We start from the raw sequence: 23035 nt of genomic DNA, 5'->3' as shown, positions 1-23035 counted from the left end.
CACCATGAGACATCCACGCGCCGTCGTCACCGGAGGATCGGGATTCCTCGGCTCGCACTTGTGCGAGGCCCTGCTCGCCGAGGGCGTCTCCGTGGTGTGCCTGGACAACCTGCTGACCGGCACGTCCCGCAACATCGCGCACCTCACCGGGCGGCGGGACTTCCGCTTCCTCAAACACGACCTCACCCAGCCCGTGCACGTCCCCGGCAAGGTCGGCTACGTCTTCCACCTCGCCTCGGCGGCCTCCCCCGTCGACTACCTCCGCTACCCCATCCAGACGCTGGAGGTCGGCAGCCGGGGCACCCGCAACGCCCTCGACCTCGCCGAGGCCAAGAACGCCCGGTTCGTCCTCGCCTCCACCTCCGAGGTGTACGGGGACCCGCTGGTGCACCCGCAGCCCGAGACCTACTGGGGCAACGTGAACCCCGTCGGGCCGCGCAGCGTGTACGACGAGGCGAAGCGGTTCGGCGAGGCGCTGACGTCGGCGTTCCGGCACTCCCGGGGCCTGGACGCCGCGATCGTCCGGATCTTCAACACCTACGGTCCGCGGATGCGCCCCGACGACGGCCGCGCCATCCCGACGTTCCTGCGGCAGGCGCTCACCGGCGAGGACCTCACCGTCACCGGCGACGGCTCGCAGACCCGCTCGATCTGCCACGTGGACGACACCGTCCGCGGCATCGTGGCGCTCGCGACGTCCCGCCACCCGGGGCCGGTCAATATCGGCAGCCCGTACGAGATCTCCATGGCCGACCTCGCGCGGCTGGTCATCGACCTGACCGGGTCGCCCTCGTCCATCCGCTTCGTCGAGCGTCCCGAGGACGACCCGCGCGTCCGGCGCCCCGACACCACGTTGGCCGAGGCGGAGTTCGGGTGGCGCCCCCGAATCCAGGTCAAGGACGGCCTGCGCGGCACCATCGAGTGGTTCGCGCGCGAACTGCTGGTCGCCCGCCCCGCGTGACCGGCGGGCCGCTGGTCAGGCCGGTGGTCGGCCGTGGTGTCCGGCGGGCATCAGCTCGCGGACGTCGGGCGGGAGGGCGTCGCGCACCTTCGCGGTGATCGACCCCTGGGTGGCGTCGCCGACCACGTCGAGGACGCTCCGCGCGAGGAACGCGGCGCGCGCCTCGTTGGTGCCCGCCCGCAGCGCGACGCGCTCGATGAAGTCGTGCTTGCCGAACCGCTCCCCGCTGCCCAGGCCGCCGTAGACCTCGGTGCGGCGCAGATGCTCGCCGATCTCGTGCGGCAGCTGCGCGGCGAGGTGGTCGGCGAGGCCCTCGGGGACCCGCTCCCCCAGCGTCTCCAGGGTCGCGCGGGACGCCCGTTCGGCGTCGCCCCACCCCGGCAGGCGGGCGCGGTCCTGGACCTGTCCGATGAACTCCTCGTGCCGCATGTCAGCGCTCCCTCCTGGCTCTGACCTGGCTAAAACCGAGAGCGTGCCCGGGATATCCGGCAGTTAACGCAGGTGGAGGGCGTCCATCAGCTCACCGGCGAGCGCCGCTACTGCGGGCTCCCGGGCCGCAGCCGCGGCGTCCGAGCGTGCACGCGCCCGCCCGACGCCCTCGGAGGACAGGCACCAGTTCCACCAGCGGTCGAGTTCGGCGGCCTCCAGCGCCGGGCCGTCCGCGCCGTCCTGGACCTGCGGGACGGTCACGATCGCGGGCCACGACCACGCGCGCGCCTGCGCGGTGACCTTGGCGCCGCCGCCGACCGGGTCCACCGCCAGCGCGGGCACGCCGTTCTTCAGGGCGAGGACGAGGCCGTGCAGCCGGGTCGTGACGACCACGTCCAGCCCGCGCACCACGGACTCCAACTCGGCCGCCGTCGTGCACAGCCGCCAGTCGCGCGGGTCGAGCCGGGTGTCGAGCGGCAGCCGCGCGCACTCCCGGCCGCCGAGCCACCCCGTCAGCTCCCGCTCGACCTGCTCGTGGCGGCGCCGTCGGCCGTACTCGGCCTGGCCCGGCGCGAGCACGACCCCGGCGACCGGCACCCGCTGCGGGACCGGCAGCGCCGCCAGGTCGCGGCGCGGCGCCTCGCCGGGCGCGTCCCGGGGCAGGACGGCGTCGAACCCGGTGACCGCCGGGTCGCCGGGGTCGATGACCGACACGCCCACGGCGACCCGGACGCAGCGCGCGTAACGCCGGTGCAGCTCCTCGATCTGCCCGCCGTGCAGCGGCCCGCACGCGAACACCAGATGGGAGTAGCGGGCGGGATCGGCCCGGTCGAGGTCCAGGCCGCCCGGCCGGAGGACGGGGCTCAGCGCGAGGTGGGACTCGACTCCCGCCCCGGTCAGCGCGCCCCGCACGGCGTCCATCGCCAGGACGTCGCCCGCCGTCGCCTCACCGTGCAGGAAGCTCGGCCACCCCGTCACCAGCACACGGTTCACTTCCACCGCTCTCGTCTCGGCCCTGGTGCCCGCCCTCTACCCGCCGGGCCGTGCCCGTACTCGGCCCCGACGCCGTGGTCAGCTCGACAGGGAGTCGAACATGCCCGGGTCGTAGGAGCCTCCGGGGTTGCGCACGATCACGCCCAGCCGGTTCGCGGCGTTGATCATGGCGACCAGGGAGACCAGGGCGACGGTCTGGTCGTCGTCGTAGTGCTCGCGCACCTGGGCCCAGGTCGCGTCGGACACGCCGAGGTGCGCGTCCGCCAGCCGCGTGCCCTCCTCGGCCAGCGCCAGCGCGGCGCGCTCCGCGTCGGTGAAGACGGTGGACTCGCGCCAGGCGGCGACCAGGTTGAGCCGGACGGCGCTCTCCCCGGCGGCGGCGGCGTCCTTGGAGTGGTAGTCCACGCAGAAGCCGCAGCCGTTGATCTGGCTGGCCCGGAGCATCACCAGGTCCTGGGTGGCCCGGGGCAGCGGCGACTGCTGGATGGCCAGGCTGACGTTGTAGATCCGCTTGGAGATCTTCGCGCCCAGTTCGTTGGCGAGCAGGTCGATGCGGGGTTCCATGGTCTCGTCCCTTCGGTTCGGGTGCCGGACGCGGCGTCCGGTACGCCCAAGAGATGCCGGTGACCCGGTGTCTGTGACGGCGCGGGGATGTGACCTGCGCCACCGGCCACGGGTGTCACAAAGCGGCGAAAACCGGCGTCTTGTGCGTGTTGTGCGGGCGACCGGATAGGAGCCGGATATGGACGAGCGACCAGAGGGTGAACCGGGCGGCGGGCGGATGGACTCCGCCACCGAAGGGTTCGTCGCCCATCGCAACCTGCTGTTCACCGTCGCCTACGAGCTGCTCGGATCGGCGGCCGACGCCGAGGACGTGCTCCAGGAGACCTGGCTGCGGTGGGTGGACGTCGACCACGCCGCCATCCGGGACCACCGCGCCTACCTCGTCCGGATCACCACGCGGCAGGCGCTGACGCGGCTGCGGACGCTCTCCCGGCGCAAGGAGTCCTATGTCGGCCCGTGGCTGCCCGAGCCGCTGCTGACCACGCCCGACGTGGCGGACGACGTCGCGCTGGCCGACAGCGTCTCGATGGCGATGCTGCTGGTGCTGGAGACGCTCGCGCCGACCGAGCGGGCGGTGTTCGTGCTGCGCGAGGTGTTCGCGCTGGGCTATGACGAGATCGCCGAGGCCGTCGGGAAGAACCAGGCGGCCGTGCGGCAGATCGCCCACCGCGCGCGGGGACACGTCGCCGCCCGCCGACCCCGCGAGATCGTCTCCGCGGACGAGACCCGGGAGGCGCTGGCGGCGTTCCGGCGGGCCGTCGAGACCGGCGATCTGGACCGGCTGCTGGACGTCCTCGCACCGGACGTCGTCCTGCTGACCGACGGCGGCGGTGTCGTACGCGCCGCGCTCGCGCCCATCATGGGGGCGGAGACGGTGGGTGGCGTGCTCGGCGGAATCGCGGGCGCGGCCCTGGAGCCCGCACAGGTCAACGGCTATCCCGCACTGATCCTCCGCGTGGACGGCGAGATCGACACGGTCCTGGCGGTGCGGATCGAGAAGGGCCGCATCTCCGGCCTGTACGCCGTCCGAAACCCGGAGAAGCTGTCCTACCTTGAGCGGGAGACCCCTTTGAGTCGCACGGACGCGCGTTAGGCGTCCGGCGCGTCAGGCGGAGCACTCCAGAGCCGTCTGGACGAAACGTGCGATCGCGGGCGAGCGGCTGCCCGCGCGCCAGAGCGCGAGGGTCTCGTAGGGCGCCGCGTCGGATACCGGGATGTACGTCACGTCCGGACGGACGTTCCGCTCGGCCAGCGACGACGGCACCAGCGCCACCGCCTGACCGAGCGCGATCACCTCCAGCAGCTGCGCGGTGTCGCGCACGACCGGGCCGCTCAGCGGACGGTCCGGATGGCCCAGCCAGTAGCCGGTTTCGACGCTCGCGGCCCATCGGGGAGCCGGTTCCGTCGCGAGATCGGCGGTGTTGAGGACGTCGCGTCCGGCCAGCGGGTGTTGGGGGGCGAGCGCGGCGACGCGCGGTTCGCTCGACAGCGGCTCGACGTCCAGGTCGCGGCCGTCGAAGCAGGCGGCGATCGCCACGTCCGCGCGGCCGTCGCGGACCATGGCGGCCTGCTCGCCGAACCCGCTCACGAGGACCTGGAGGTCGGGGGTTCCCGGCTCGGCGCGAAACCGTTCGCGGACCCGTTGCAGCAACGCCGTGGCCACCCCCGGTTTCGCGGTCACCACCAGCCCGCGCTCGGGGAGGGCGGCGCGACGCGTCCGGCGCACGGCGAGGTCCATGGCGTCCAGGACGGAGCGGGCCTCCTTCGCGAGGACGTCACCGGCCGGGGCCAGCGCCAGCCGGTGTCCGGTGCGGTCGAACAGGGCGACGCCGAGGCGGCGCTCCAGCTGGCGCATGGCCCGGGACAGCGGCGGCTGGGCGATGCCGAGCCGCCGGGCCGCGCGAGTGAGGTTGAGCTCCTCGGCGACGACGCTGAAGTAGCGCAGTTCGCGCAGGTCCGGCTCCGGCATACCGCCAGGGTAGGGGGCCGCACCCGACGGGTCTTTCCCTCGGCGCCGCCGGGACGGCTGAGATGGACGGCATGAACGACAACCACGTGGCGCTGGTCACCGGCGGCAACAAGGGCATCGGGAAAGAGATCGTCCGGGGTCTGGCGGAGCGGGGTCACACCGTGTACCTCGCCGCCCGCGACCCGGAACGCGGACGCCGGGCGGTCGAGGAGATGTCGGCGACTCCGGCGGCCGATGTCCGGTTCGTCCAGCTCGACGTGACCGACCCCCGGTCCGTCGAGGCGGCCGCCGCGACCGTCGAGACCGAGGCCGGACGGCTGGACGCGCTCGTCAACAACGCCGGGATCACGACCGAGTGGGACGTCCCGCCCACCGAGGTCGGCGCCGCGCAACTGCGCGACACCTACGAGGTCAACGTTTTCGGTGTCGTCACTGTCACGTCCGCTTTCCTGCCGTTGCTCCGCCGGTCCGAGGCGCCGCGGATCGTCAACGTCTCCAGCGGGCTCGGGTCGCTCACCATGCTCAGCGACCCGGGGAGCCCGCTCGCGGGCCGGGCGGCGCTCGGGTACAGCTCGTCCAAGGCCGCGCTCAACGCGCTGACGCTGATCTACGCCCACGCCCTGCGCGCCGACGGGATCAAGGTCAACGCCGTCAGCCCCGGCATGGTGCCGACGGACCAGAACGCCGCCGCGCCCTTCCCGCGCGGCGAGCGCACCGTGGCCGATGGCGCCGCCGTCCCGATCCTGCTGGCCACGCTCCCCGGGGACGGCCCGACCGGCACCTTCCGCGGCCCGGACACACTCGACCAGATCATCCCCTGGTAGCCCCCGGCGAGAGTGCCGGCGAGCGCCCCGGCGACAGTGCCGGTGGGCGGGCGCCGGGTGGGCGTCCGGCCTGCGCGGCGGACGGCTCCGTCAAGGCGCGTCCCTGGAGACGGCGGACAGGGCGCGGACCAGCGGGGCCAGGTTCCGTTCCTCCGCCGCGACGCGCAGGCCCTCCGCCAGGGCCGCGTCGTGCACCGGACGCGCCGCCTCCAGCGCCGCGCTGCCCTTGGCGGTGAGCTCCGTGTAGATGCCGCGACGGTCGTCCGGGGAGAGGCACCGTTCGAGCAGGGCCTGCTTCTCCAGGCGGGACACCAGCCGCGTCGTGGCCGAGCGGCTCAGCGCCAGGGCCTCGGCGAGCCGGTTCATCCGCAGGCAGTGATCGTCCTGGCGGTACAGGACGTCGAGCACGCTGTACTCGCTCACCGACAGTCCGTGCTCGCGTTGCAGCGCCCGTTCGAGCACGTCCACGACGCAGGCGTGCAGCGCGGCCAGGGTGCGCCAGCCCCGCGCGCGGGCCTCGGCGCCCTCGTCATCGACCGGCACGGCCACCCCACCCCTTGCCATCAACTCGTTGCATGCGACACTATGCGGCTAGTGCAATATGACGCGTCTGCAATTATTTGCGACGCCGCTTAGTGCGTTCCGGGACGAGTCTAGTCGAGGGGGCCGTGACACCCATGTCCAACAGCGTTACTCCTGGTGAGCGGGACGTACGAACGGAGGCGGGGCCTCCGCCCCGCCCCGAGCCGGTGCGCTGGTCGGCGCGGTCGTGGATCGCGTTGCTGGTGTTCAGCGGCGTGATCCTGCTCGACGGGCTGGAGAACTCCATGATCGCCGTCGCGATCCCGGAGATCCAGCGCGAGTTTGGCATGGGCGCCTCGACCGCGCAGTGGCTCACGGGCGGCTACTTCCTGACCTTCGGCGGGTTCCTGCTGCTCGGCGGCCGCTCCGCCGACCTGTTCGGACGGCGCCGGACACTGGTGCTCGCGATGGCCGTGTTCGCCGCGCTGTCGCTGCTCGGCGCGGTCGTCGACGACGGCGCGCTGCTGATCGCCTCGCGGTTCCTCAAGGGGCTCGCCGCCGCCTTCACGGCCCCGGCGGCGATGTCGCTGCTGACGACCACCTTTCCCGAGGGGCCGCAGCGCAACCGGGCGTTCGGGATCTTCAACGTCTTCGAGGCGTCCGGCTACTCGTCCGGCCTGCTGGTCGGCGGGCTGGTCGCGGCGGTGAGCTGGCGGGCCACGTTCGTCCTCCCGATCCCGATCGCGGTGCTGGTCGCGATCGGCGCGGTCCTCGTCGTCCCGAAGGACCCGCCGCGCCGCGAGCGGGTGCGGCTCGACCCGGGCGGCACGTTCACGCTCGTCGGCGGGACGATGCTGCTGGTGTTCACGGTGGTCTCGATCCCCGACGCGGGGTGGACCTCGATGCCCACGCTCGCCGGTTTCGCGGTGGCGGCCGCGCTGCTGGCGAGTTTCGTCGGGGTGGAGCGCGTCGTGAAGGCGCCGCTGATCCGGCTCGGCCTCCTGCGCGACCGCTCGCTGCTGGCCGCCAACCTCAGCATCGCCCTGCTCTACGGCGCCGCGATGGGATTCCAGTTCCTGCTCACCCAGTACCTGCAAACGCTCAACGGCTGGGAGCCGTGGCAGTTCGCGCTGGTGCTGCTGCCCGCCGGCGTGATGGTGGTCGTCCTCGGCCCGAAGCTCGGCGCGATGATGGACCGGTTCGGCGTCAACACCGTCGCGATGGCGGGGCTCGTGTCGTTCGTCCCGGGCTACCTGCTGATGCTCCGCATCGGCGAGGAGCCCGACCTGTGGACGGTCCTGATGCCCGTCTCGCTGCTGTGGGGCGTCGGCTTCGCCCTCACGTTCGCCTCGCTGATGGTCGCCGGGACCAGCGGCGTCCCGGACGGGGAGCAGGGCGTCGCCGCCGGGCTGCTCAACAGCTCGCTCCAGATCGGCGGCGCGTTCGGCCTGGCGATCGTCACCGCGACGATCGCGCCCGCCACCGACCTGTCGTCCTACCGGCCGGGCGTGTGGGTCATCCTCGGCATCGCCGTGCTCGCGATCGCGGCGCAGGCCGTCCGCCGCACCACACCCGCCAACGCCGCACCCGCCAAAGCCACGCCCGCCAACACCGCCCTACCGGAGTCGGCGCCCGCCAACGCCGCGCGTCGCGAGAGGGAGTGAGGGGGATCTTCAACCGAAGATGACGTCCGGTTTGCCGCGCGATGGGTAGCGTCCAACCAGGGAGGTGGACGGTGTTCGGCCAGCGCAGGGCGAAGCACGCGATGTGCGTCCAGGTCGCCAAGGGCCGGACGCGGGACGCGGCGGCCCTGCGCGAGGCGACCGACCGCTGGTACCAGGAGGTCGCTCGCGGGGCGCGGGGGTGGCTGGGCAGCACGTGCGGGGTGACCGACGACGGCGTGTACCTAGGCCTGACGCGTTTCGCGTCCCAGAAGGCGGCGCGGCGCAACGACGGACGCCCCGAGCAGGTGCGCTGGTGGGACCAGACCCGCGCCCTGTTCGACGGCGTGGTCACCGTCGTGGAGTGCACCGACGTGGAGACGTTCGGACGCGGCACCCCGGAGGAGCGGCGATTCGACGACGCCGGATTCGTTCAGGTGCTCCAGACGCGCGTCCGCGACCGTGAGGCGGTGCGCCCGTTCGTGCCCGAGGAGGCCCAGCGGACGCTGGAGCGGCTGCGGCCCGACATGCTCGGCGGGATGTTCTGCGTCCACCCGGACGGGATCTGCACCGGCGTGGCCTACTTCACCTCCAGGGAGGCCGCACGCGAGGGCGAGCGCACGAAGATGCCGCCGGACTACATGGCCTGGCGCGACGAGCAGATGGCGCACTTCGACCAGGACGCCGTCTTCTACGACCTGCGGGAATGCTGGCTGCTGTCCCCGTGACCGGCCGGTTCTCCTCGGTTATCCACAGGTGGCCGCGGATGTGTCCCGGGCCACTCGCCGGGCGCATAATGTGGCCATGAAGATTTCCGTGAACTTTGACCTCTGCGAGAGCAACGCGCTGTGCATGGCCGCGGCGCCGGAGGTCTTCGAAGTGCGCGATGACGACTTCCTCTACGTGCTGAACGAGAACCCGCCGGAATCCCAGTGGGCCCAGGTCGAGGAGGCCGCCCGCGCCTGCCCCAAGGCCGCGATCACCCTGGAGGACTGACCCTCCCGCCAGAAGGCTTTGCTCCATGCGGCTCGCTAGCCCTGGCGACTCTCGCTAACCCCGGCGAGTCACCGATCCGCCCACTCACGGTCCCGCCCGCTCACGGGCCCCGGCGACGCGCCGCTCGGGCGACTCAGCAGCCCGACCGCTCACCGGTCCGGCTGCTCGCTGGCACCGGCGACTCACCGGTCTGGCGGCTCACCGATCCCGGGGGCTCGTTGGTCTGGCGGCTCCCTGACCCCGGCGAGGCGCTGGTCCGGCCGCTCGTTGGCCCAGACCGCTCACCGGCCCCGCCGCTCACCGGTCCCGGCCGCTCCCCGGTCCGGCGGCTTGCTGATCCGGCGGCTCATTGGGCCCGGCTGCTCAGTGGCCCTGGCGGCTCGCCGGTCCCGACGGCTCGCCAGTCCTGGCGGCTCGCCGGTCCCGACGGCTCACCGGTCCCGACGGCTCACCGGTCCCGACGGCTCGCCAGTCCTGGCGGCTCGCCGGTCCCGACGGCTCACCGGTCCCGACGGCTCACCGGTCCCGGCGGCTCACCGGGCCTGGCTCGCTCACCGGGCGGCGACTCACCCGCCCGGCGGCTCGCTGGCCCTGGCGGCTCGCCGGTCCCGGCGGCTCGCCAGTCCTAGTGGCTCGCCGGTCCTGGCGGCTCATCGGGCCGGTCGCTCGCCGGGTCAGTGGTTCGCTGGGCCGGGGAGTCATGAGGCTGGCCGTTCACTGGTCTGGGGGGTCTTGGGGTAGGAGGGGGAGGGTTAGTTGGAAGTGGGCGCCCTTGCCCAGGGTTGTGTTTAGGTCGACGTCGCCGTTGTGGGCGCGGGCCAGGGAGCGGGCGATGGCGAGGCCGAGGCCTGCGTTGGCGCCGGCCGCGTGGTTGCGGGAGCGGTCGGCGCGGTAGAAGCGGTCGAAGGCGCGGGACGCCTGGGCGGGGGTCATGCCCGGGCCCTCGTCCGCGACCTCCAGGACCGCGCGTCCGGCCACTGTGCCGACGCCGATGCGGACCGGGGTGCCCGGCGGTGTGTGCGCGGCGGCGTTGCCCACGAGGTTGGTGACGACCTGCCGCAGCCGGTCCTCGTCGGCGTGGACGGGCGCGGGGCCCGGCGGGCCGTCGCCGCCCGGGCCGGTCAGCTCGATCGGGCGGGACGGGTCGAGCGCCCGCAGCCCGTGCCGGGCGTCGGTGGCGAGCGTCCGCAGGTCCATGGGGGCGGGGTCGAGTTGGGCGCCGGGCGCCTCGTCCAGGCGGGCGAGGAGGAGCAGGTCCTCGGTGAGGGCGGTGAGGCGGGTGGCCTCGTGGCCGATGCGGCGCATCGCCTCGTCGACGTCCTCGGGGGAGGCCAGCGCGCCCATCCGGTACAGCTCGGTCGTGCCCTTGATGCCGAACAGCGGCGTGCGCAGCTCGTGCCCGACGTCGGAGAGGAACGTGCGCATCCGGGCCTCGGACGCGGCGCGGTCGGCGAAGGCCCGTTCGAGCTGGCCGAGCATGGTGTTCAGCGATGTCGCGAGGTGCCCGATCTCGGTGCCGGGCGGGGCGATGCCGGGGACGCGGCGGCTCAGGTCGCCGCCCGCGATCGCGGCGGCCGTGTGCTCGATGCGGCGCAGCGGGCGCAGGCCGCGGCCGAGCGCGAACCAGCCGACCGCCGTCAGCAGGGCGAGCAGCGCGCTACCGGTGACGAGGCTGCTCGTGCGGAGCCGGGCGATCGTGGCGTCGGCCTCGGCGAGCGGCGCGGCGGCGACCACCGTCCCGCGCCAGCCGACGCCCGGACGCGCGACGGCCCGCCAGCGTCCCGAGCCGTTCGCCGAGCGCAGGCCGACCGGCCTGCCGTCGGGCGGGACCGCGCGCAGCTTGTCGGTGGGAGGCGGGGGCTCCTTGCTGAGACGGGTTGATTGGAGCGTCCCCGCCACGCGGCCGTTCGCGTCCAGGTACAGGAGGTAGGGCGCGCCGAGCAGGTCGAGGCCGGGGTTGAGCAGCGCGGGCGCGGACGGGTCCTGCGATGTCGGCGGGTCGCCGTCCGGGATCTGGGAGATCAACGAGGTGAGCGAGCGCAGCCGCCCGTCGACCCGGCCGAGCTGGTAGCGCTGGAGATGCTCGGACACGAGCGCGCTGATCAGGGTCAGTCCGGCCAGGAGGAGGCCGGTGGTGAGCAGCAGCAGCCGGGTCCGCAGGGAGAACCGGCTCACCGCCGCGGCCCCCGGAGTACGTAGCCGACGCCGTGGACGGTGTGGATCAGCTTGGGCTCCTCGGTGTCGACCTTGCGGCGCAGGTAGGAGATGTAGGTGTCGACGATGCTGGCGTCGCCGCCGAAGTCGTAGCGCCACACGCTGTCGAGTATCTGTGCCTTGGACACCACGACCCCTGCGTTCTCCATCAGGTAGCGCAGCAGCTGGAACTCGGTGGGCGAGACGCGGACCGGACGTCCCGCCCGCGTCACCTGGTGCCCCTCGACGTCGAGGCTGAGCGTCCCCACCGTCAGCGCGTCGGCGTGGCGTCCCGTGGTGCGGCGCAGGATCGCGCGGATGCGGGCGATCAGCTCCTCCAGCGCGAAGGGCTTGGTCACGTAGTCGTCGGCGCCCAGGGACAGGCCGGTGATCTTGTCCTCCCGCCGGTCGCGGGCGGTGAGGAACAGGACGGGCACCTGGGGGTCCAGCTTCCGGACGACCTCGAAGCCGTCCATGTCGGGGAGCATCACGTCCAGGACGAGAAGGTCGGGAGGCTCCTCGCTGGCCGCGCCGACCGCCTCGGCGCCGGTCGCCACGGAGGTCACCCGGAACCCCGCGAACCGCAGCGTGGCGGCGAGCAGTTCGCGGACGGTGTCCTCGTCGTCCACCACCAGCAGCCGTTCGCCGCCGTCACGGGGCGTCATCGCGCTCCACGCCGTCCAGGATACGGAGCCCGCCTCATACGTCGCGGCGCCGCAGCAGCACGAACCCGGCGGCCAGGACGGCGGCGACCGCGAGCCACAGGCCGCCGAGGTTCAGCCACGGGTGCGGGAACTCCGGGTCCGGGACGGTCGCCAGGACGGCGGCCGCGCCCCTGGTCGGCCAGATGTCGATGAGCCCGTGCGTCCAGGAGGGGAACGCGCCGGAGAGCGCCGGGACCAGGAAGACGATCGCCACCAGCGTCGCGAGCGCCCCGGCCGTGGCCCGCGTGATGACCCCTAGCCCGACCGCGAGCAGCGCGATCGCCGACAGGTAGAGCCCGCCGCCCGCCACGGCGGCGAGCACCCCGTCGTCGCCGAGCGCCGCATGCGGGACGTCCTGCGCGGCCATCATCGCCTGCCCGAGGAAGAACGCGGCGAACATGAGCGCCTGCCCCGCCACCAGCGCCACCCCGGTCGCGATGATCGCCTTGGCCGCCAGGACGCGGTGCCTGCGGGGTGTGGCGCTGAGCGACGTCCGGATGAGCCCGGTCGCGTACTCGGACGTGACGATCAGGATGCCCAGCACGCCGATGATCAGCTGGGCGATGATGTAGGCGGTCAGGCTCCTGCCGGTCGGGTCCCAGGCCTGGGGGCCGGCGGCCGCCTCCGTGTAGCTCTGCCGGGCGTCGCTCATGGCGAGGCCCGTGACGCCGAGCCCGACCGCCATCAGCGCGGCAAGCGTGTACCAGGTGGAACGCAGGCTGCGCAGCTTGATCCACTCCGCGTGCAGGGTGCGGGTGAACGGGACCGTGGCGCTCACGCGGCGACCCCCTGGTACTCGACGGCGTCCTTGGTCAGCTCCATGAAGGCGTCCTCCAGCGAGGGCTGCTGCGGGCTGAGTTCGCTCAGCACCACGCCGTGGTAGGCGGCGAGCCTGCCGATCTCCTCGCCCGACATGCCGGAGACGATCAGCGCGGACTCGGGCCCGTCCCGGACGGTCGCACCCGCCGCCGTCAGCCGGAGCGCGAACGAGCCCGGCTCCGGCGTCCGGACGAGCACGGTCCCCTCGCCGTTGGCGCGCAGGAACTCGCTCATGCCGGTGTCGGCGATGAGCCGTCCGCGCCCGATGACGACCAGGTGGTCGGCGGTCTGGGCCATCTCGCTCATGAGGTGGCTGGAGACCAGCACCGCCCGCCCCTCACGGGCGAGCGACCGCATGAAGTCGCGGATCCAGCGGATGCCCTCCGGGTCGAGCCCGTTGACCGGCTCGTCGAAGATCAGCACTCCGGGGTCGCCGATCAGCGCCGCCGAGATGCCGAGCCGCTGCCGCATGCCGAGCGAGAACCCGCCGGGCCGCTTGCCCGCCACGCCGTCCAGGCCCGTCCGGGCGAGGACGTCATCGACCCTGCGCGGCGGGAGCCCGTTGCTCGCCGCGAGCGCCAGCAGATGGTCGCGCGCCTTCCTGTTGCCGTGGACGGCCCCCGCGTCCAGCAGCGCCCCGACCTCCGTCAGCGGCAGGCGGAGATCACGGTAACGGCGTCCCCCGATCGTCGCCGTCCCCCGCGTGGGCTCCGCCAACCCCATGATCATTTTCATCGTCGTGGACTTGCCGGACCCGTTCGGCCCGAGGAACCCGGTCACCTGCCCGGGCTCGACGGTGAACGACAGATCGTCCACCACCGTGTCGGGCCCGTACCGCTTGGTCAGCCCCCGTACGTCGATCCTCGTCATGACCGCGATCGTGGCCGACCCGGCTTGCCGCTTCCTGGGAACTCCTGTGAGAACACTGGGAATCCAGGCCCTTCCTCCAGGCTGCCGTCCACCTGAACGCGCGTTTCCACGCCCCACTCCCAGCAAACCCAAGGCCCCCTACCAGGAAGCCGCCAGGGCACCACACAGGCGGCCAGAACCTGGGAGAACAATTGACCTCTTCCCAAGGAGCCATGGAACGGATCACACCTACGCTGGAAGTACGAAGTGAAATATGGGCGGTCGGCCTCTTCTCCACCGCCTCGGATCTGCCCGGCTGCCTCATCCAGGAACGAGGAGGCACCGATGTCTCTCCCGCATGAGCCCGAACCTGTTGAGAGAGCTCTCGCCGCAGCGCGCACGTACACCGACGACCTGCTGCGACTGCCCAACGTCTTCGGGGTCGGCGTCGCCCGCAAGGTCACCGACGGCCGCCGCACCGACACCACGGGTGTCGTCGTCTACGTCACCCGCAAGGTGGCTCCGGCCGATCTGCCGACGCTGCACCGCGTCCCCCGGGAACTGTCCGTGAGCGACGAGAGTGTTGTCACCGACGTCGTCGAGACCGCTGAACCGCAACTCTGCGATGTCCGCGATGGAAAAGTGCGACCCATCGTGGGCGGCTGCATGATCCGATCGAGCAGGGGAAACGGCGGCACCGCCGGCGGCGTGTTCTACGACCGCCACTGGCCCTTGGACGCGGTCCTGCTCACCGCCAACCACGTTCTCACCCGTCCAGAGACCCCTTACGAGATTCCGAGCTCGCCCGGCGTGTGGCAGCCGGGCGGCGTGGAGTACGTGGGCTCAAGCCGCCGCATCGTGCCGTGGTCGCCCGCGCCGCTGGGCGCCCCCTATGCCTTCGACTTCTCGGTGGACGCCGGGATCGTCGGACTTCTCCCTGGGATAACGGCCCGGCCCAGCATCCTCGAAATCGCTGGGAAGCACCCCTTCGTCGCCCTTCCGCCCTCCCTCGACATGCAAGTCCTCCGCAGCGGATACCGCACCCAGGTCAAGAGCGGGACCGTGGAGGCGGTCGGGCTCACGTTGATCTCGACCAACCATGCCGGTAAGCGCTACAAGGCCGGGGTCGGGGGAACCTTGTTCACGATCCGCTCGGACCCGTACGGGACCCCCGCGATGCCCGGCGACAGCGGATCACTCGTCGTCGACTCCCAGGGCCAGGCCACCCGTGGACTCGTCTTCGCCGCCGAGCAGGTCAGTGGTGGGATCACCTGGGCCTGCGACATTCTCGACGTCATGAGGGCGCTCGAGATCGACACCGCCTGCAACGGCGGTATCCGCCGCCTGATCAGCGCCGCGATACGGAGGATGCTCGCCGCCTCGCTCGACGACCACGAAAAGCTGACCGAGGAGCACTTCCGCAAATTCGTGCACTTCCGTGCCGAATACCTGAGCCCGAGCGTCGAGGGGCGGCTCTCCGGTGCCCTTGGCGCACTGTTGGAGGAGAAGTCCGGGCAGGCGATCGCTCAGGCCCTGATCACCGACGACGAATTCGCCGGTCTGCTGAACCGTGCGATCGGCGCCTGGCTCGTCCAGCCCTCGGCCTTCGAGATGCTGGAGTACGCGCTGCCGGAGAACTTCGTGCCCGACCTGCTCGCGGCGTTCACACGCCTCCGCCGCGTCGACCCGGACGCGATCGACACCGGCTGGCTGGAGGAGGTCTTCAACGACGCCGCAGGGCGCTCAATGCGGGAAGTCCTCGACCGCAAGGTGAAGGCACCGGTATCGGCCCTCGTCTAATGGCCACCATGAAGAGACCCAGGCGGTCACGGAGCCACGGGTGCGGCGCCGTGACCGCCGCGTTCGGATCAGGGCATGTCGTGGTGGCCCGCCTTCACATCGCGGACGAGCGCCCGGAAGGACGCCGCCGACAACGCAAAAGCAGGACCGTCGGGGTTCTTGCTGTCGCGAACGCCCACCCGTCCAGGCAGGCCCGCAAGCTCAACACAGTTACCGTTGTCAGGATTGCTGCGGCTCGACTTGCGCCACGCGGGCGCGAGGTCCGCAACCTCTACACAGTTCGTATTGTCTGACGTCGCGCTCCGGCTCGACTTACGCCACTTGATCGTCATGAGCGGTCCTCCGAGGGGCGTGGCTCAGGGCATGTCGTGGTGGCCTGCTTTGACGTCGCGGACGAGCGCCCGGAAAGACGCCGCCGACAACGCGAAAGCGGGGCTTTCGGGGTTCTTGCTGTCGCGAACGCCCACCCGCCCGGGGAGGCTCGCAAGCTCGACACAATTGCCCTTGCTGGTGTTGCTCCGGCTCGACTTACGCCACTTGATCGTCATGAGTATCCCTCCAGTGCTTCTGTGAGCAGGGCCCGAGACGGGCCCCGTGGAACGGCCACTTCGCCTATGCGGTCATACCGCAGCGCGTACCGCTGTACGTCCGGGGGACTGATGATCAGTCGTCCTTCCTCGGGATCGTCGGTGTACACCACATCGCGAGAGTCCACGGTCAGCAACTCGAACGCGCCGTCCAGCCCAGTGTGCGCTTTGGCATCCGCCTGGACAAGCCGGATACCGACGTGCGGGAGGTCCGCGAGCTTGATGAGGTGCTCGATCTGCCCACGCATGATCTCCTTGTCTCCGATGGGCTGCGCCAGGCATGCCCAGTTGATGAGTGCAGCGATGTGCGGGGGGTCCTCGCGCTCGAACACGAGTTTCTGTCGCTCCATCCTCACCTGCAACCATTCCTCAAGGTTGCCGTCCAGGCCTGCCCCCAGCAGCGCCCGCGCGTAAGCCTCCGTCTGGAACAGCCCCGGGATGAGCACCAGCTCCCACAGCCGCAGCCGCGTTGCGCGACGCTCCCAGTCCGCGAGTCCCACGAGCCAGTCACCATCGTGCGCCGCGCTGGCGAATCCGACAAGACGGGTGAACAGGAAATTTGTCTTCCACTCCCGGTCGATGATCCGCGCGATCTTGATGGGCAGGCGAATTGTCCCGGATTCGTACCGCGAAACAACCGAACGCGTTCGGTCGATCATGTCGGCGACCTGCTGCTCCGACAACCCTCGCTGTTCGCGGTGAAACCGCAGCTGGGTCGAGATGAAGTGCCACATCGAGCGGTCGGGGTCCAGCTCATGTTGTGCGGGCATGGCTCGTCCTTCCGGGGGTTCTTCTTGCCTGCGAACGTAGCGAACCTACTCCACGCGAGCGCACAATAATAGCCAGTTAACAAACACCTGACTGCGGGGTGAGACCAGGCGATGGGCGTGCATGCAAAACAACGAAATCTGCATACAGAACCTGCACTGGCAGCGCCCCGGGAAAGTCCTGTACCGCTTTCAATGTCCGACTTGGATGCGAATGTACGGCATTCTGTCGGCGCTTTGCTGGACGGCCTCGCGTCCCTGCACTCCGAGCGGCTGGCCGCCCTGAAGGCGGTGCGGCTGGCTTTCTCGGAGGCGCGGGACCTGGCGTGTGCCCTGGTGGAGTGCGAGGGGTATCCGGCCCTGGCGGTGTCTCGCGTGGACGGGGTCGGCGGCACGCTCACGCTGGGGTGCGCCTATCACCGCGACCGGGGCGAATGGTGGGTCGTGGCGCGGAAGGCCGACGGCCGCCCCGCGTGGATCGGCCCGGCCCGGCGGCCGGTGACGATCGCGCGAATGGTGATCGACGAGATGCGAGGGAGGTAGTGGGGATGGAGAAAAGCGACAATTCGGCAGCCCGTCCGGCGGAACTGGTGCCGGTGGCGGTCGCCACGTTCGAGGAGGTGTGGCGAACTCAGGGGCGTTCCCTGACGCTCCTGCGCGCGATTGCGGCACCGGCGCTGGACGAAGCGGAAACACGGCTGGGCGGTGCGCCCGCGCGTCCTCCAAAGGCCGCTCTCGTGCTCGCTTGGGGAGTTGTGGAGCCCATCCTGGAGCGGCTCTTGGTGCGGCACGAATTCCTGCCGGACACGATCAAGGGGTTGCTCAAGGAGACGGGCGACGCGGTGGCGGGGGTGTTCGCCGAAGGCTAGCCAGGCGGCTCACGCGGTTGATCTTTGGCTGGGGAACCGTGTGAGCCCTCCCGTCCAGGGGTGGTCGCCCCTGTACCCCTGGGCGGGGGACGCCGTCCGGCCGTTCGACCCCCGCTCTTGGGAGGGTGGCGGGCGCGGTCCGGCTGGACGGCAAGGGGCGGCCTCCGGGGTCCGTCAACGGCATGCGGACCCCGGGGGCCGTCTTGAGGTCAGTGGGGGGCGCGTTCGGCCAGGCGCAGCGTCAGGCCGTGGGGTTCCAGGTGGAGCCGTGGGCGCGGACGTACGGCGGCCGGGGAGGGCAGCAGGCGCCAGGTCCGGACGATGTGGGCCAGCGACAGCGTCAGCTCTATGAAGGCGAGCTCGTAGCCGATGCACTTGGACTCCCCCGCTCCGAAGGGCAGCCAGCCCTTGGTCCGGTGCGGGTCGCGTCCGTCCCATCTGTGCGGGTCGAAGTTGTCCGGGGTGGCGAACAGATCGGGGCGGTGGTGCAGGACGTAGGGGCTGAGCAGCACCTGCGCTCCGGCGGGGATGCGCCGGGAGCCGATCGTGGTGTCGGTGACGGCCACGCGCGGGAAGATCCAGCTCGCGACGCGGTGCCGCAGGACCTCGGCGACGACGCCGCGGGTGAGCGGGAGCCGGTCCACCGCGTCGGCGGCGCTGTCGTCAAGCGGGGCGGCGGCCTGGGCCTCGGCGGCGACCGCGGCGTCCAGTGCGGGGTCCAGGGAGAGTTGGTGGAGGGCCCACGCGTGGCTCACGGCGGTGGTGGTGATCCCGCCGAGGAGCACGGTCACGACCGTGTCGCGCACTTCGGCGTCGGTCAGCCGGTCGCTGTCGAGGGACGTGGTGAACATGGACATCAGGTCGCCGTGGTCGGTGCCGTCGGCGCGGTAGGCGGCGATCTCCCCGTCCAGGAAGCGCAGCAGCCTCGCCTCGCTCTCGCGGTAGCGGTGGTTGCGGGCGGTGGGCAGGCGGTTGAGGGAGGGCGCGACCATCCGCGGGATGGTCTGGTGCTCGACGAAGGCGGTGACGGCCTGCCGCAGCCCGGCGATCTCGGGTGCGTCGAGTTCGCGGCGGCTGAACATCGTCGCGAAGGTGGTGCGGGCGGCGAGCGCTCGCATTTCCGGCAGGACGTCCAGCGACTGCCCGGGGCGCCAGGACGAGATGACCGCGTCGACCTGGGCGTGGATGGTGTGGGCGTAGCCGGTCATCCGGTCGCTTCGGAAGGCGGGCTGGGCGAGGCGGCGCAGCCGTTTGTGCCGGGCCAGGGGGCAGGTGGCCATTCCGTCGCCGACCATGGACCGCACGTTCTCGTAGAACGTGCCGCCCTTGTCGAAGGCGCGGTCGGAATTGCGGAGGACGTGCTGGGCCGCCTCCGGGGAGCACACCACGTAGGTCGGCGTCCGGCCGAATCGCAGCTCGACGACGTCGCCGAGGTGCGGCAGTACCGCCAGCAGGCCGAGCGGGTCGATGAGCAGCGGTTTGAGATGTCCGAGCAGGGGGTGGGCGCCCGGTGCTCTGGGCGGCCTGTCGACATGGGGCCCCACGGCGGTCATGTTCGAGGGGTATCAGGCTCTCCTTGTCCACGGGAGGACTGGTAAGCCGAACCGCGCCTTCCGGTGAGCAATCCCGCACCACCGGCGCGGGCTCAGGGACGGGTGGTGAAGCGGCCCGGGGTCGTGCCGAAGGCGTGGCGGAAGGCCTCGATGAAGGCGCTCGGCCCGGCGTAGCCGCAGGTGGCGGCGACGGTGGTCACGGACGCGCCGGTCGCCAGCAGGATCAGGGCGTGGTGGAGGCGTATCTGTGTCCGCCATTGCGGGAACGACATCGTCGTCTGCTCGCGGAAGAGGCGGCTCAGGGTTCTCTCGGACGCGCCGACCGCGCGGCCGAACTCGGCGAGCGTGCGCGGGTCGGCGGGGTCGTCGGCGAGGGCCGTGGTGATGGCGCGGAGCCGGTCGTCGGCGGGGACGGGCAGGTGCAGCGGCAGTTCCTCGACCTCGTGGAGCTGGTCGAGGGCCACGCGCTCCAGGTTGCGGCGCTGCCGGGCGGACGGGACGTCCGGCGCGGTCAGGGCGATGATGACCTCGCGCAGCAGCGGGGACACCGCGAGCACGGCCGGTCGGTCGAAGACGCTCGCCGAGGTGAAGTTGACGGTACGGAGCTGGGTCGCGCCATGGGCCTGATGGGCGTGCGCGACCCTGGCGGGGAGCCAGACCGCCCGGTGCGGCGGGACGACCCAGCGGCCCGCGTCCGTCGAGACCTGGAGGACGCCGTGGCTCGGGTAGACGAGCTGGTGGTGCGGGTGGTCGTGCCAGTCGACGCGCTCGCGGTGCACCAGCGGGATCAGCACGCCTTGGCGGGTTTCCGACATAACACAGCAGAATACTGATAGCCGGTGATCGTCGGCCGCCTCCAGGCTGGACGGCATGGAGACGCTGACGAAGAAGGAGGTCGCGGCGCCCGTCCGGCGGATGTGGGTGTGGGCCGGCGCGCATGCCGTGGACGACCTCTACCAGGGGCTCGTGCCCGCGAGCGTGCCCTATTTCGTCCTCGATCGGCATTACAGCTATGTCGCGGCGAGCGGGCTCACGCTGGCGGCGACGCTGGGGAGTTCGCTGCCGCAGCCGTTGGTCGGCGTCGTCGTCGACCGGTGGCGGATGCCCCGGCTTCCGGCCGTGGGCGTCCTGCTCGCGGGGGCCGGGTTCGGGCTGTCGGGGCTGGCCGGGGCGTACGCGGCGGTCTGGACGCTGCTGTTCCTGTCGGGCCTCGGGGTGGCGATCTTCCATCCGGCGGCGGGACGGGCCGCCCGGCAGGCCGCAGGGGACAGCGTGACCGGCATGAGCGTGTTCGCGGCGGGCGGCAGCGTGGGGTTCTTCCTGGCGCCGGTCCTCGCGACGCCCGTGCTCGTGGCGTGGGGTGTCGGCGGGAGCATCGTGTTCCTGCCTCCGGCCGCGCTGACCGCGTTCGTCTTGGTCAGGGCGGTGCGGCGGAGCCAGAGCGGGGGCGGGACGGCGGGCGGCGGGCGTGACCGGTGGGGGGCGTTCGCCGTCCTCACCATGATCTCCGTGGTGCGGTCGGCGGTGTTCGCGGCGATCGCCACGTTCATCGGCCTGTACTGGATGCGGCATCTGGGCGGATCGCGGGTGATGGCCGGGACGGCGCTCGCGTGCTTCCTCGGCGGCGGCGTCGCGGGCACGACGCCGGTGGACGGCTCGCCGACCGCGTCGGGCTGGTCGCAACCGTGCAGGCCGGGGCCGTGCTGGTGGTGCCGATGCTGGTCGGGCTGCGGTTGGCGTCCGGGGTCTTCACGGCGCTGCCCTTCGCGGTTCTGGCGGGGCTCGCGTTGAATGTTCCGTTCGCGGTGCTCGTCCGGCTCGGGCAGGACTACCTGCCGGGACGCCCCGGGACGGCGGCCGGGGTGACGCTCGGGCTCAGCGTCAGCGTCGGCGGGCTGCTGACCCCGGCCTTCGGTCTCGCGGCGGACGCGCGCGGCACGCAGTTGGTCTTCACGCTGGTGTGCTTTCTACCGCTCGTCGCCTGGGCGCTCGGGCTGTTCCTCCGTTCCCCAGGAAACGGGCAAGGGCAGAGCAAGAACGTCTGAAGGCGGCGCAGCGGCGGGGTCGTCGGACGCGTGCGGGCCGTAGGTTTCCCCTCGCATGGACCGCGCGGGTGGGAGGGGCGTCGTGAGGAAACCTTGGAAGGCCGCGTCGGCGATCGCCGGGACGGCCCTCGCGGCGGCCGCGTCGACCGCCTGGCCCGCCGCGACGGGGACGGCCTCGACCGGCGGCTGGCGCCTGGTCGCCCAGGAGGACTTCGACCGCCCGCTGAAGATCGACGGCGTTCCCTGGCGGCTGGACCCGCAGGGGCGGCGCAGTCCGTGGCACGTCGACGCGTTCGACGACGACGGCGAGGCGTGGAAGAAGATCAGCGGGCCGCTGTTCGCCCAGCAACTCGCGACGCTGAACGTGTTTCGCAAGCGGGTCGCGTTCGGACGCGGCGGATGGCTGACCGCCGAGGTCGCCGCCGTCGACAAGGACCGCGACGGGCGTCCCGACTCGCGGCCGGGGCTGTCGACCGCGCGGCTGCCGGGCGGGCAGAAGGTCGGGCGGATCTCCGAACCGAGCTGGGACGCGGGGGTGCTGATCCGGCCGACGCGTCCGCTGCCGCCGCGCTACCGCGTGGAGATGACGTTGCGCGGCCTCGGATTCGGCGGGAAGCGGCACGGCACCTTCGACTACGACGGCAGGCACAACGGCTACACCAAAGAGCCCTGCAAAACCCGTTATCCGTGGACGTTCCAGGGCGCGCTGCCCGGCAAGAAGCGCTGCGACTACCCCGACGTCACCCGTGAGAACGGGTTCTACTACATGACGATCCTCGACTACGCGACGCCCGCGCCGCACGGCAATCCCGGCATCCATTTCCGGCGCAAGGTCATCATGGACGGCTACTACAGCGACGACGCCCGCTGGAAGAACGCCGGGACGTGCAACCCGAAGACGCGGCAGATCTACCGGACGTTCGAGGGCACCTTCAACGGCGTCAACGCCCTGTTCCCGCGCGGCGACCTGTTCCGCGAGGCGGCCAACAACAACATCAGCAACGAGTACTACATCAAGACCCGCTGCGGAAACGTCTCGATGGACAAGCCCTACGGGCCGGGGAACCGGTTCGAGGGCCATCTGACCAGCGCCGAAATCCAGCCGCAGCTGATGCCGAAGGCCGCCTACCGGTTCGCCGTGGAGCGCGACCGCACCGGCTACACCCTCGAAATGAGCGGCCCCTTCCTGCACATCGGGCAGGCGACGCTGCGCGTCCACCACGACTTCGTGGAGAACGGGCGTCCGATCTGGCACTACAACCAGACCCCCGGCGAGTACGACGGCCGCTTTGACCGCAGGCTCGTGCACCGGGGCCCGGCCGGGACGTACACGACCGAGCATTCCTGGCCGAAGGGGTCGGCCTATCCCGACTCCTTCATCATCGGCGACCCGCACCTGAACTACTACGAGGGGACGGCCGACGTCGACGACGTCCGCCTCTACGTCCCCCGCTAGCCGGTGGCCGGGCAGAATCGTCGGGTGGCTCATTGCTATTGCGGACGGGACGTCCGGTACCGGGAGTGCTGCGGGCGGTTGCATCGGGGAGAGACGCGGGCCGAGACCGCCGAGGAGCTGATGCGGTCGCGGTTCAGCGCGTTCGCCCGGCAGGACGAGGCGTACCTGCTGGGGAGCTGGCATCCCGCGACGCGGCCGGAGCGGGTCGAGTTCGCGGACGGGACGCGGTGGGTGCGGCTGGAGATCGTCCGGACCGAGGACGGCGGCCCGGGCGACGAGCGGGGGACGGTCGAGTTCCGCGCCCATTACGCGGTCGGCTACGAGACCGGCGAACTGCACGAGGTCAGCCGGTTCGTGCGGCATGACGGCGACTGGGTCTATGTCCGGGGAAAGGTCACCCGGGCCGGGGAGGGCTGAGAATCGGCGCTCCCCCGCGCGGGGCACACGGTTCGGTCACGCGGGGGAAGAGCGCGG

General features: G+C 71.7%; 27 protein-coding genes. 13 read left to right on the top strand and 14 right to left on the bottom strand.

Annotation, left to right across the window (positions count from 1 at the left end; genetic code table 11):
* Window positions 1-4 precede the first annotated feature (4 nt).
* The gene (locus K2F47_RS00840) at window positions 5-961 is read left to right on the top strand and encodes a UDP-glucuronic acid decarboxylase family protein (RefSeq protein ID WP_242900712.1); all 957 of its coding nucleotides are present in this window, start codon (window positions 5-7) and stop codon (window positions 959-961) included.
* 15 nt (window positions 962-976) lie between these two features.
* Here the strand turns inward: K2F47_RS00840 and K2F47_RS00835 are convergent, their stop codons facing one another.
* From K2F47_RS00835 to K2F47_RS00825, 3 genes are all read right to left on the bottom strand, one after another.
* Entirely contained in the window at window positions 977-1390 is a 414-nt protein-coding gene (locus K2F47_RS00835) for a DUF2267 domain-containing protein (RefSeq protein WP_242900711.1), read from the bottom strand.
* A gap of 63 nt (window positions 1391-1453) precedes the next feature.
* Window positions 1454-2389, bottom strand: a complete 936-nt coding sequence (locus K2F47_RS00830) for a polysaccharide pyruvyl transferase family protein (protein WP_242900710.1) — start codon at window positions 2387-2389, stop codon at window positions 1454-1456.
* Window positions 2390-2461: 72 nt separating this feature from the next.
* Window positions 2462-2947: a carboxymuconolactone decarboxylase family protein gene (locus K2F47_RS00825; protein ID WP_242900709.1), complete on the bottom strand. Its 486-nt coding sequence runs from the start codon at window positions 2945-2947 to the stop codon at window positions 2462-2464.
* Between the two features lie 178 nt (window positions 2948-3125).
* Between K2F47_RS00825 and K2F47_RS00820 the strand changes: the two genes are divergently transcribed.
* On the top strand, window positions 3126-4040 hold the full coding sequence (locus K2F47_RS00820) for an RNA polymerase sigma-70 factor (RefSeq protein WP_242900708.1): 915 nt from the start codon (window positions 3126-3128) through the stop codon (window positions 4038-4040).
* A 12-nt stretch (window positions 4041-4052) separates the two neighbouring features.
* Here the strand turns inward: K2F47_RS00820 and K2F47_RS00815 are convergent, their stop codons facing one another.
* Complete coding sequence (locus tag K2F47_RS00815) at window positions 4053-4916, bottom strand: LysR family transcriptional regulator (RefSeq protein ID WP_242900707.1); 864 nt, start codon at window positions 4914-4916, stop codon at window positions 4053-4055.
* A 71-nt stretch (window positions 4917-4987) separates the two neighbouring features.
* Between K2F47_RS00815 and K2F47_RS00810 the strand changes: the two genes are divergently transcribed.
* The gene (locus K2F47_RS00810) at window positions 4988-5740 is read left to right on the top strand and encodes an SDR family oxidoreductase (RefSeq protein ID WP_242900706.1); all 753 of its coding nucleotides are present in this window, start codon (window positions 4988-4990) and stop codon (window positions 5738-5740) included.
* A gap of 90 nt (window positions 5741-5830) precedes the next feature.
* Here the strand turns inward: K2F47_RS00810 and K2F47_RS00805 are convergent, their stop codons facing one another.
* Window positions 5831-6283, bottom strand: coding sequence for a MarR family winged helix-turn-helix transcriptional regulator (locus K2F47_RS00805; RefSeq protein ID WP_242900705.1), 453 nt, complete (start codon window positions 6281-6283; stop codon window positions 5831-5833).
* A 134-nt stretch (window positions 6284-6417) separates the two neighbouring features.
* Here K2F47_RS00805 and K2F47_RS00800 point away from each other — a divergent pair, with 134 nt between their 5' ends.
* The 3 genes from K2F47_RS00800 (at window position 6418) to K2F47_RS00790 (ending at window position 8919) form a co-directional block, all read left to right on the top strand.
* Window positions 6418-7926, top strand: coding sequence for an MFS transporter (locus K2F47_RS00800; protein WP_242900704.1), 1509 nt, complete (start codon window positions 6418-6420; stop codon window positions 7924-7926).
* Between the two features lie 71 nt (window positions 7927-7997).
* Complete coding sequence (locus K2F47_RS00795; protein ID WP_242900703.1) at window positions 7998-8651, top strand: hypothetical protein; 654 nt, start codon at window positions 7998-8000, stop codon at window positions 8649-8651.
* A 76-nt stretch (window positions 8652-8727) separates the two neighbouring features.
* Window positions 8728-8919 carry a ferredoxin gene (locus K2F47_RS00790; RefSeq protein WP_242900702.1) on the top strand — a complete coding sequence of 64 codons (192 nt, stop codon included), beginning with the start codon at window positions 8728-8730 and terminating at the stop codon, window positions 8917-8919.
* Between the two features lie 714 nt (window positions 8920-9633).
* On the opposite strand, the gene K2F47_RS00785 is transcribed toward K2F47_RS00790, so the two are convergent.
* From K2F47_RS00785 to K2F47_RS00770, 4 genes are read right to left on the bottom strand one after another with little or no spacing between them, the layout of a single operon-like run.
* Window positions 9634-11094, bottom strand: a complete 1461-nt coding sequence (locus K2F47_RS00785; RefSeq protein ID WP_242900701.1) for a sensor histidine kinase — start codon at window positions 11092-11094, stop codon at window positions 9634-9636.
* Complete coding sequence (locus K2F47_RS00780; RefSeq protein WP_242900700.1) at window positions 11091-11777, bottom strand: response regulator transcription factor; 687 nt, start codon at window positions 11775-11777, stop codon at window positions 11091-11093. The genes K2F47_RS00785 and K2F47_RS00780 overlap by 4 nt, the downstream gene beginning before the upstream one ends.
* Window positions 11778-11811: 34 nt before the next feature.
* The gene (locus K2F47_RS00775; protein WP_242900699.1) at window positions 11812-12594 is read right to left on the bottom strand and encodes an ABC transporter permease; all 783 of its coding nucleotides are present in this window, start codon (window positions 12592-12594) and stop codon (window positions 11812-11814) included.
* Window positions 12591-13505 carry an ABC transporter ATP-binding protein gene (locus K2F47_RS00770; RefSeq protein WP_242900698.1) on the bottom strand — a complete coding sequence of 305 codons (915 nt, stop codon included), beginning with the start codon at window positions 13503-13505 and terminating at the stop codon, window positions 12591-12593. Before K2F47_RS00770 ends, K2F47_RS00775 begins: the two co-directional genes overlap by 4 nt.
* Window positions 13506-13751: 246 nt before the next feature.
* Between K2F47_RS00770 and K2F47_RS00765 the strand changes: the two genes are divergently transcribed.
* Window positions 13752-15284, top strand: coding sequence for a chymotrypsin family serine protease (locus tag K2F47_RS00765; RefSeq protein WP_242900697.1), 1533 nt, complete (start codon window positions 13752-13754; stop codon window positions 15282-15284).
* A gap of 68 nt (window positions 15285-15352) precedes the next feature.
* Here K2F47_RS00765 and K2F47_RS00760 read toward each other — a convergent pair whose 3' ends face one another.
* From K2F47_RS00760 to K2F47_RS00750, 3 genes are read right to left on the bottom strand one after another with little or no spacing between them, the layout of a single operon-like run.
* Complete coding sequence (locus K2F47_RS00760) at window positions 15353-15616, bottom strand: DUF397 domain-containing protein (RefSeq protein ID WP_242900696.1); 264 nt, start codon at window positions 15614-15616, stop codon at window positions 15353-15355.
* A 24-nt stretch (window positions 15617-15640) separates the two neighbouring features.
* Window positions 15641-15832 carry a DUF397 domain-containing protein gene (locus K2F47_RS00755; RefSeq protein WP_242900695.1) on the bottom strand — a complete coding sequence of 64 codons (192 nt, stop codon included), beginning with the start codon at window positions 15830-15832 and terminating at the stop codon, window positions 15641-15643.
* Window positions 15829-16641 (bottom strand): helix-turn-helix domain-containing protein, encoded by an 813-nt coding sequence (locus tag K2F47_RS00750; RefSeq protein ID WP_242900694.1) that lies wholly within the window; start codon window positions 16639-16641, stop codon window positions 15829-15831. Before K2F47_RS00750 ends, K2F47_RS00755 begins: the two co-directional genes overlap by 4 nt.
* Window positions 16642-16842: 201 nt before the next feature.
* Between K2F47_RS00750 and K2F47_RS00745 the strand changes: the two genes are divergently transcribed.
* The gene (locus K2F47_RS00745; RefSeq protein ID WP_242900693.1) at window positions 16843-17181 is read left to right on the top strand and encodes a hypothetical protein; all 339 of its coding nucleotides are present in this window, start codon (window positions 16843-16845) and stop codon (window positions 17179-17181) included.
* Window positions 17182-17186: 5 nt separating this feature from the next.
* The gene (locus tag K2F47_RS00740; RefSeq protein ID WP_242900692.1) at window positions 17187-17507 is read left to right on the top strand and encodes a hypothetical protein; all 321 of its coding nucleotides are present in this window, start codon (window positions 17187-17189) and stop codon (window positions 17505-17507) included.
* 209 nt (window positions 17508-17716) lie between these two features.
* Here K2F47_RS00740 and K2F47_RS00735 read toward each other — a convergent pair whose 3' ends face one another.
* A complete protein-coding gene (locus K2F47_RS00735; RefSeq protein WP_242900691.1) occupies window positions 17717-19060 on the bottom strand; it encodes a cytochrome P450 in 1344 nt (447 codons plus the stop codon).
* 92 nt (window positions 19061-19152) lie between these two features.
* Window positions 19153-19875 (bottom strand): AraC family transcriptional regulator, encoded by a 723-nt coding sequence (locus K2F47_RS00730; protein WP_242900690.1) that lies wholly within the window; start codon window positions 19873-19875, stop codon window positions 19153-19155.
* A 55-nt stretch (window positions 19876-19930) separates the two neighbouring features.
* Here K2F47_RS00730 and K2F47_RS00725 point away from each other — a divergent pair, with 55 nt between their 5' ends.
* From K2F47_RS00725 to K2F47_RS00710, 4 genes are all read left to right on the top strand, one after another.
* Window positions 19931-20851, top strand: a complete 921-nt coding sequence (locus tag K2F47_RS00725) for an MFS transporter (protein WP_242900689.1) — start codon at window positions 19931-19933, stop codon at window positions 20849-20851.
* A complete protein-coding gene (locus tag K2F47_RS00720) occupies window positions 20848-21105 on the top strand; it encodes a hypothetical protein (RefSeq protein ID WP_242900688.1) in 258 nt (85 codons plus the stop codon). The genes K2F47_RS00725 and K2F47_RS00720 overlap by 4 nt, the downstream gene beginning before the upstream one ends.
* 82 nt (window positions 21106-21187) lie before the next feature.
* Entirely contained in the window at window positions 21188-22561 is a 1374-nt protein-coding gene (locus tag K2F47_RS00715) for a hypothetical protein (RefSeq protein ID WP_242900687.1), read from the top strand.
* 24 nt (window positions 22562-22585) lie between these two features.
* Window positions 22586-22978 (top strand): YchJ family protein, encoded by a 393-nt coding sequence (locus K2F47_RS00710; RefSeq protein WP_242900686.1) that lies wholly within the window; start codon window positions 22586-22588, stop codon window positions 22976-22978.
* Window positions 22979-23035 lie beyond the last annotated feature (57 nt).

Origin of the sequence: Actinomadura terrae (assembly GCF_022751215.1) — a bacterium.
GTDB classification, from domain to species: domain Bacteria; phylum Actinomycetota; class Actinomycetes; order Streptosporangiales; family Streptosporangiaceae; genus Spirillospora; species Spirillospora terrae.
Note: the sequence above shows the minus strand (reverse complement) of the source record. Positions and strands in the feature narration are given on the sequence as shown.

Coding starts and splice junctions, on each gene's coding strand:
- K2F47_RS00840 (WP_242900712.1), top strand. CDS start 5: ATGAGACATCCACGCGCCGTCGTCACCGGAGGATCGGGATTCCTCGGC.
- K2F47_RS00835 (WP_242900711.1), bottom strand. CDS start 1,390: ATGCGGCACGAGGAGTTCATCGGACAGGTCCAGGACCGCGCCCGCCTG.
- K2F47_RS00825 (WP_242900709.1), bottom strand. CDS start 2,947: ATGGAACCCCGCATCGACCTGCTCGCCAACGAACTGGGCGCGAAGATC.
- K2F47_RS00820 (WP_242900708.1), top strand. CDS start 3,126: ATGGACGAGCGACCAGAGGGTGAACCGGGCGGCGGGCGGATGGACTCC.
- K2F47_RS00815 (WP_242900707.1), bottom strand. CDS start 4,916: ATGCCGGAGCCGGACCTGCGCGAACTGCGCTACTTCAGCGTCGTCGCC.
- K2F47_RS00810 (WP_242900706.1), top strand. CDS start 4,988: ATGAACGACAACCACGTGGCGCTGGTCACCGGCGGCAACAAGGGCATC.
- K2F47_RS00800 (WP_242900704.1), top strand. CDS start 6,418: ATGTCCAACAGCGTTACTCCTGGTGAGCGGGACGTACGAACGGAGGCG.
- K2F47_RS00790 (WP_242900702.1), top strand. CDS start 8,728: ATGAAGATTTCCGTGAACTTTGACCTCTGCGAGAGCAACGCGCTGTGC.
- K2F47_RS00780 (WP_242900700.1), bottom strand. CDS start 11,777: ATGACGCCCCGTGACGGCGGCGAACGGCTGCTGGTGGTGGACGACGAG.
- K2F47_RS00770 (WP_242900698.1), bottom strand. CDS start 13,505: ATGACGAGGATCGACGTACGGGGGCTGACCAAGCGGTACGGGCCCGAC.
- K2F47_RS00760 (WP_242900696.1), bottom strand. CDS start 15,616: ATGACGATCAAGTGGCGTAAGTCGAGCCGGAGCGCGACGTCAGACAAT.
- K2F47_RS00755 (WP_242900695.1), bottom strand. CDS start 15,832: ATGACGATCAAGTGGCGTAAGTCGAGCCGGAGCAACACCAGCAAGGGC.
- K2F47_RS00750 (WP_242900694.1), bottom strand. CDS start 16,641: ATGCCCGCACAACATGAGCTGGACCCCGACCGCTCGATGTGGCACTTC.
- K2F47_RS00740 (WP_242900692.1), top strand. CDS start 17,187: ATGGAGAAAAGCGACAATTCGGCAGCCCGTCCGGCGGAACTGGTGCCG.
- K2F47_RS00735 (WP_242900691.1), bottom strand. CDS start 19,060: ATGACCGCCGTGGGGCCCCATGTCGACAGGCCGCCCAGAGCACCGGGC.
- K2F47_RS00730 (WP_242900690.1), bottom strand. CDS start 19,875: ATGTCGGAAACCCGCCAAGGCGTGCTGATCCCGCTGGTGCACCGCGAG.
- K2F47_RS00725 (WP_242900689.1), top strand. CDS start 19,931: ATGGAGACGCTGACGAAGAAGGAGGTCGCGGCGCCCGTCCGGCGGATG.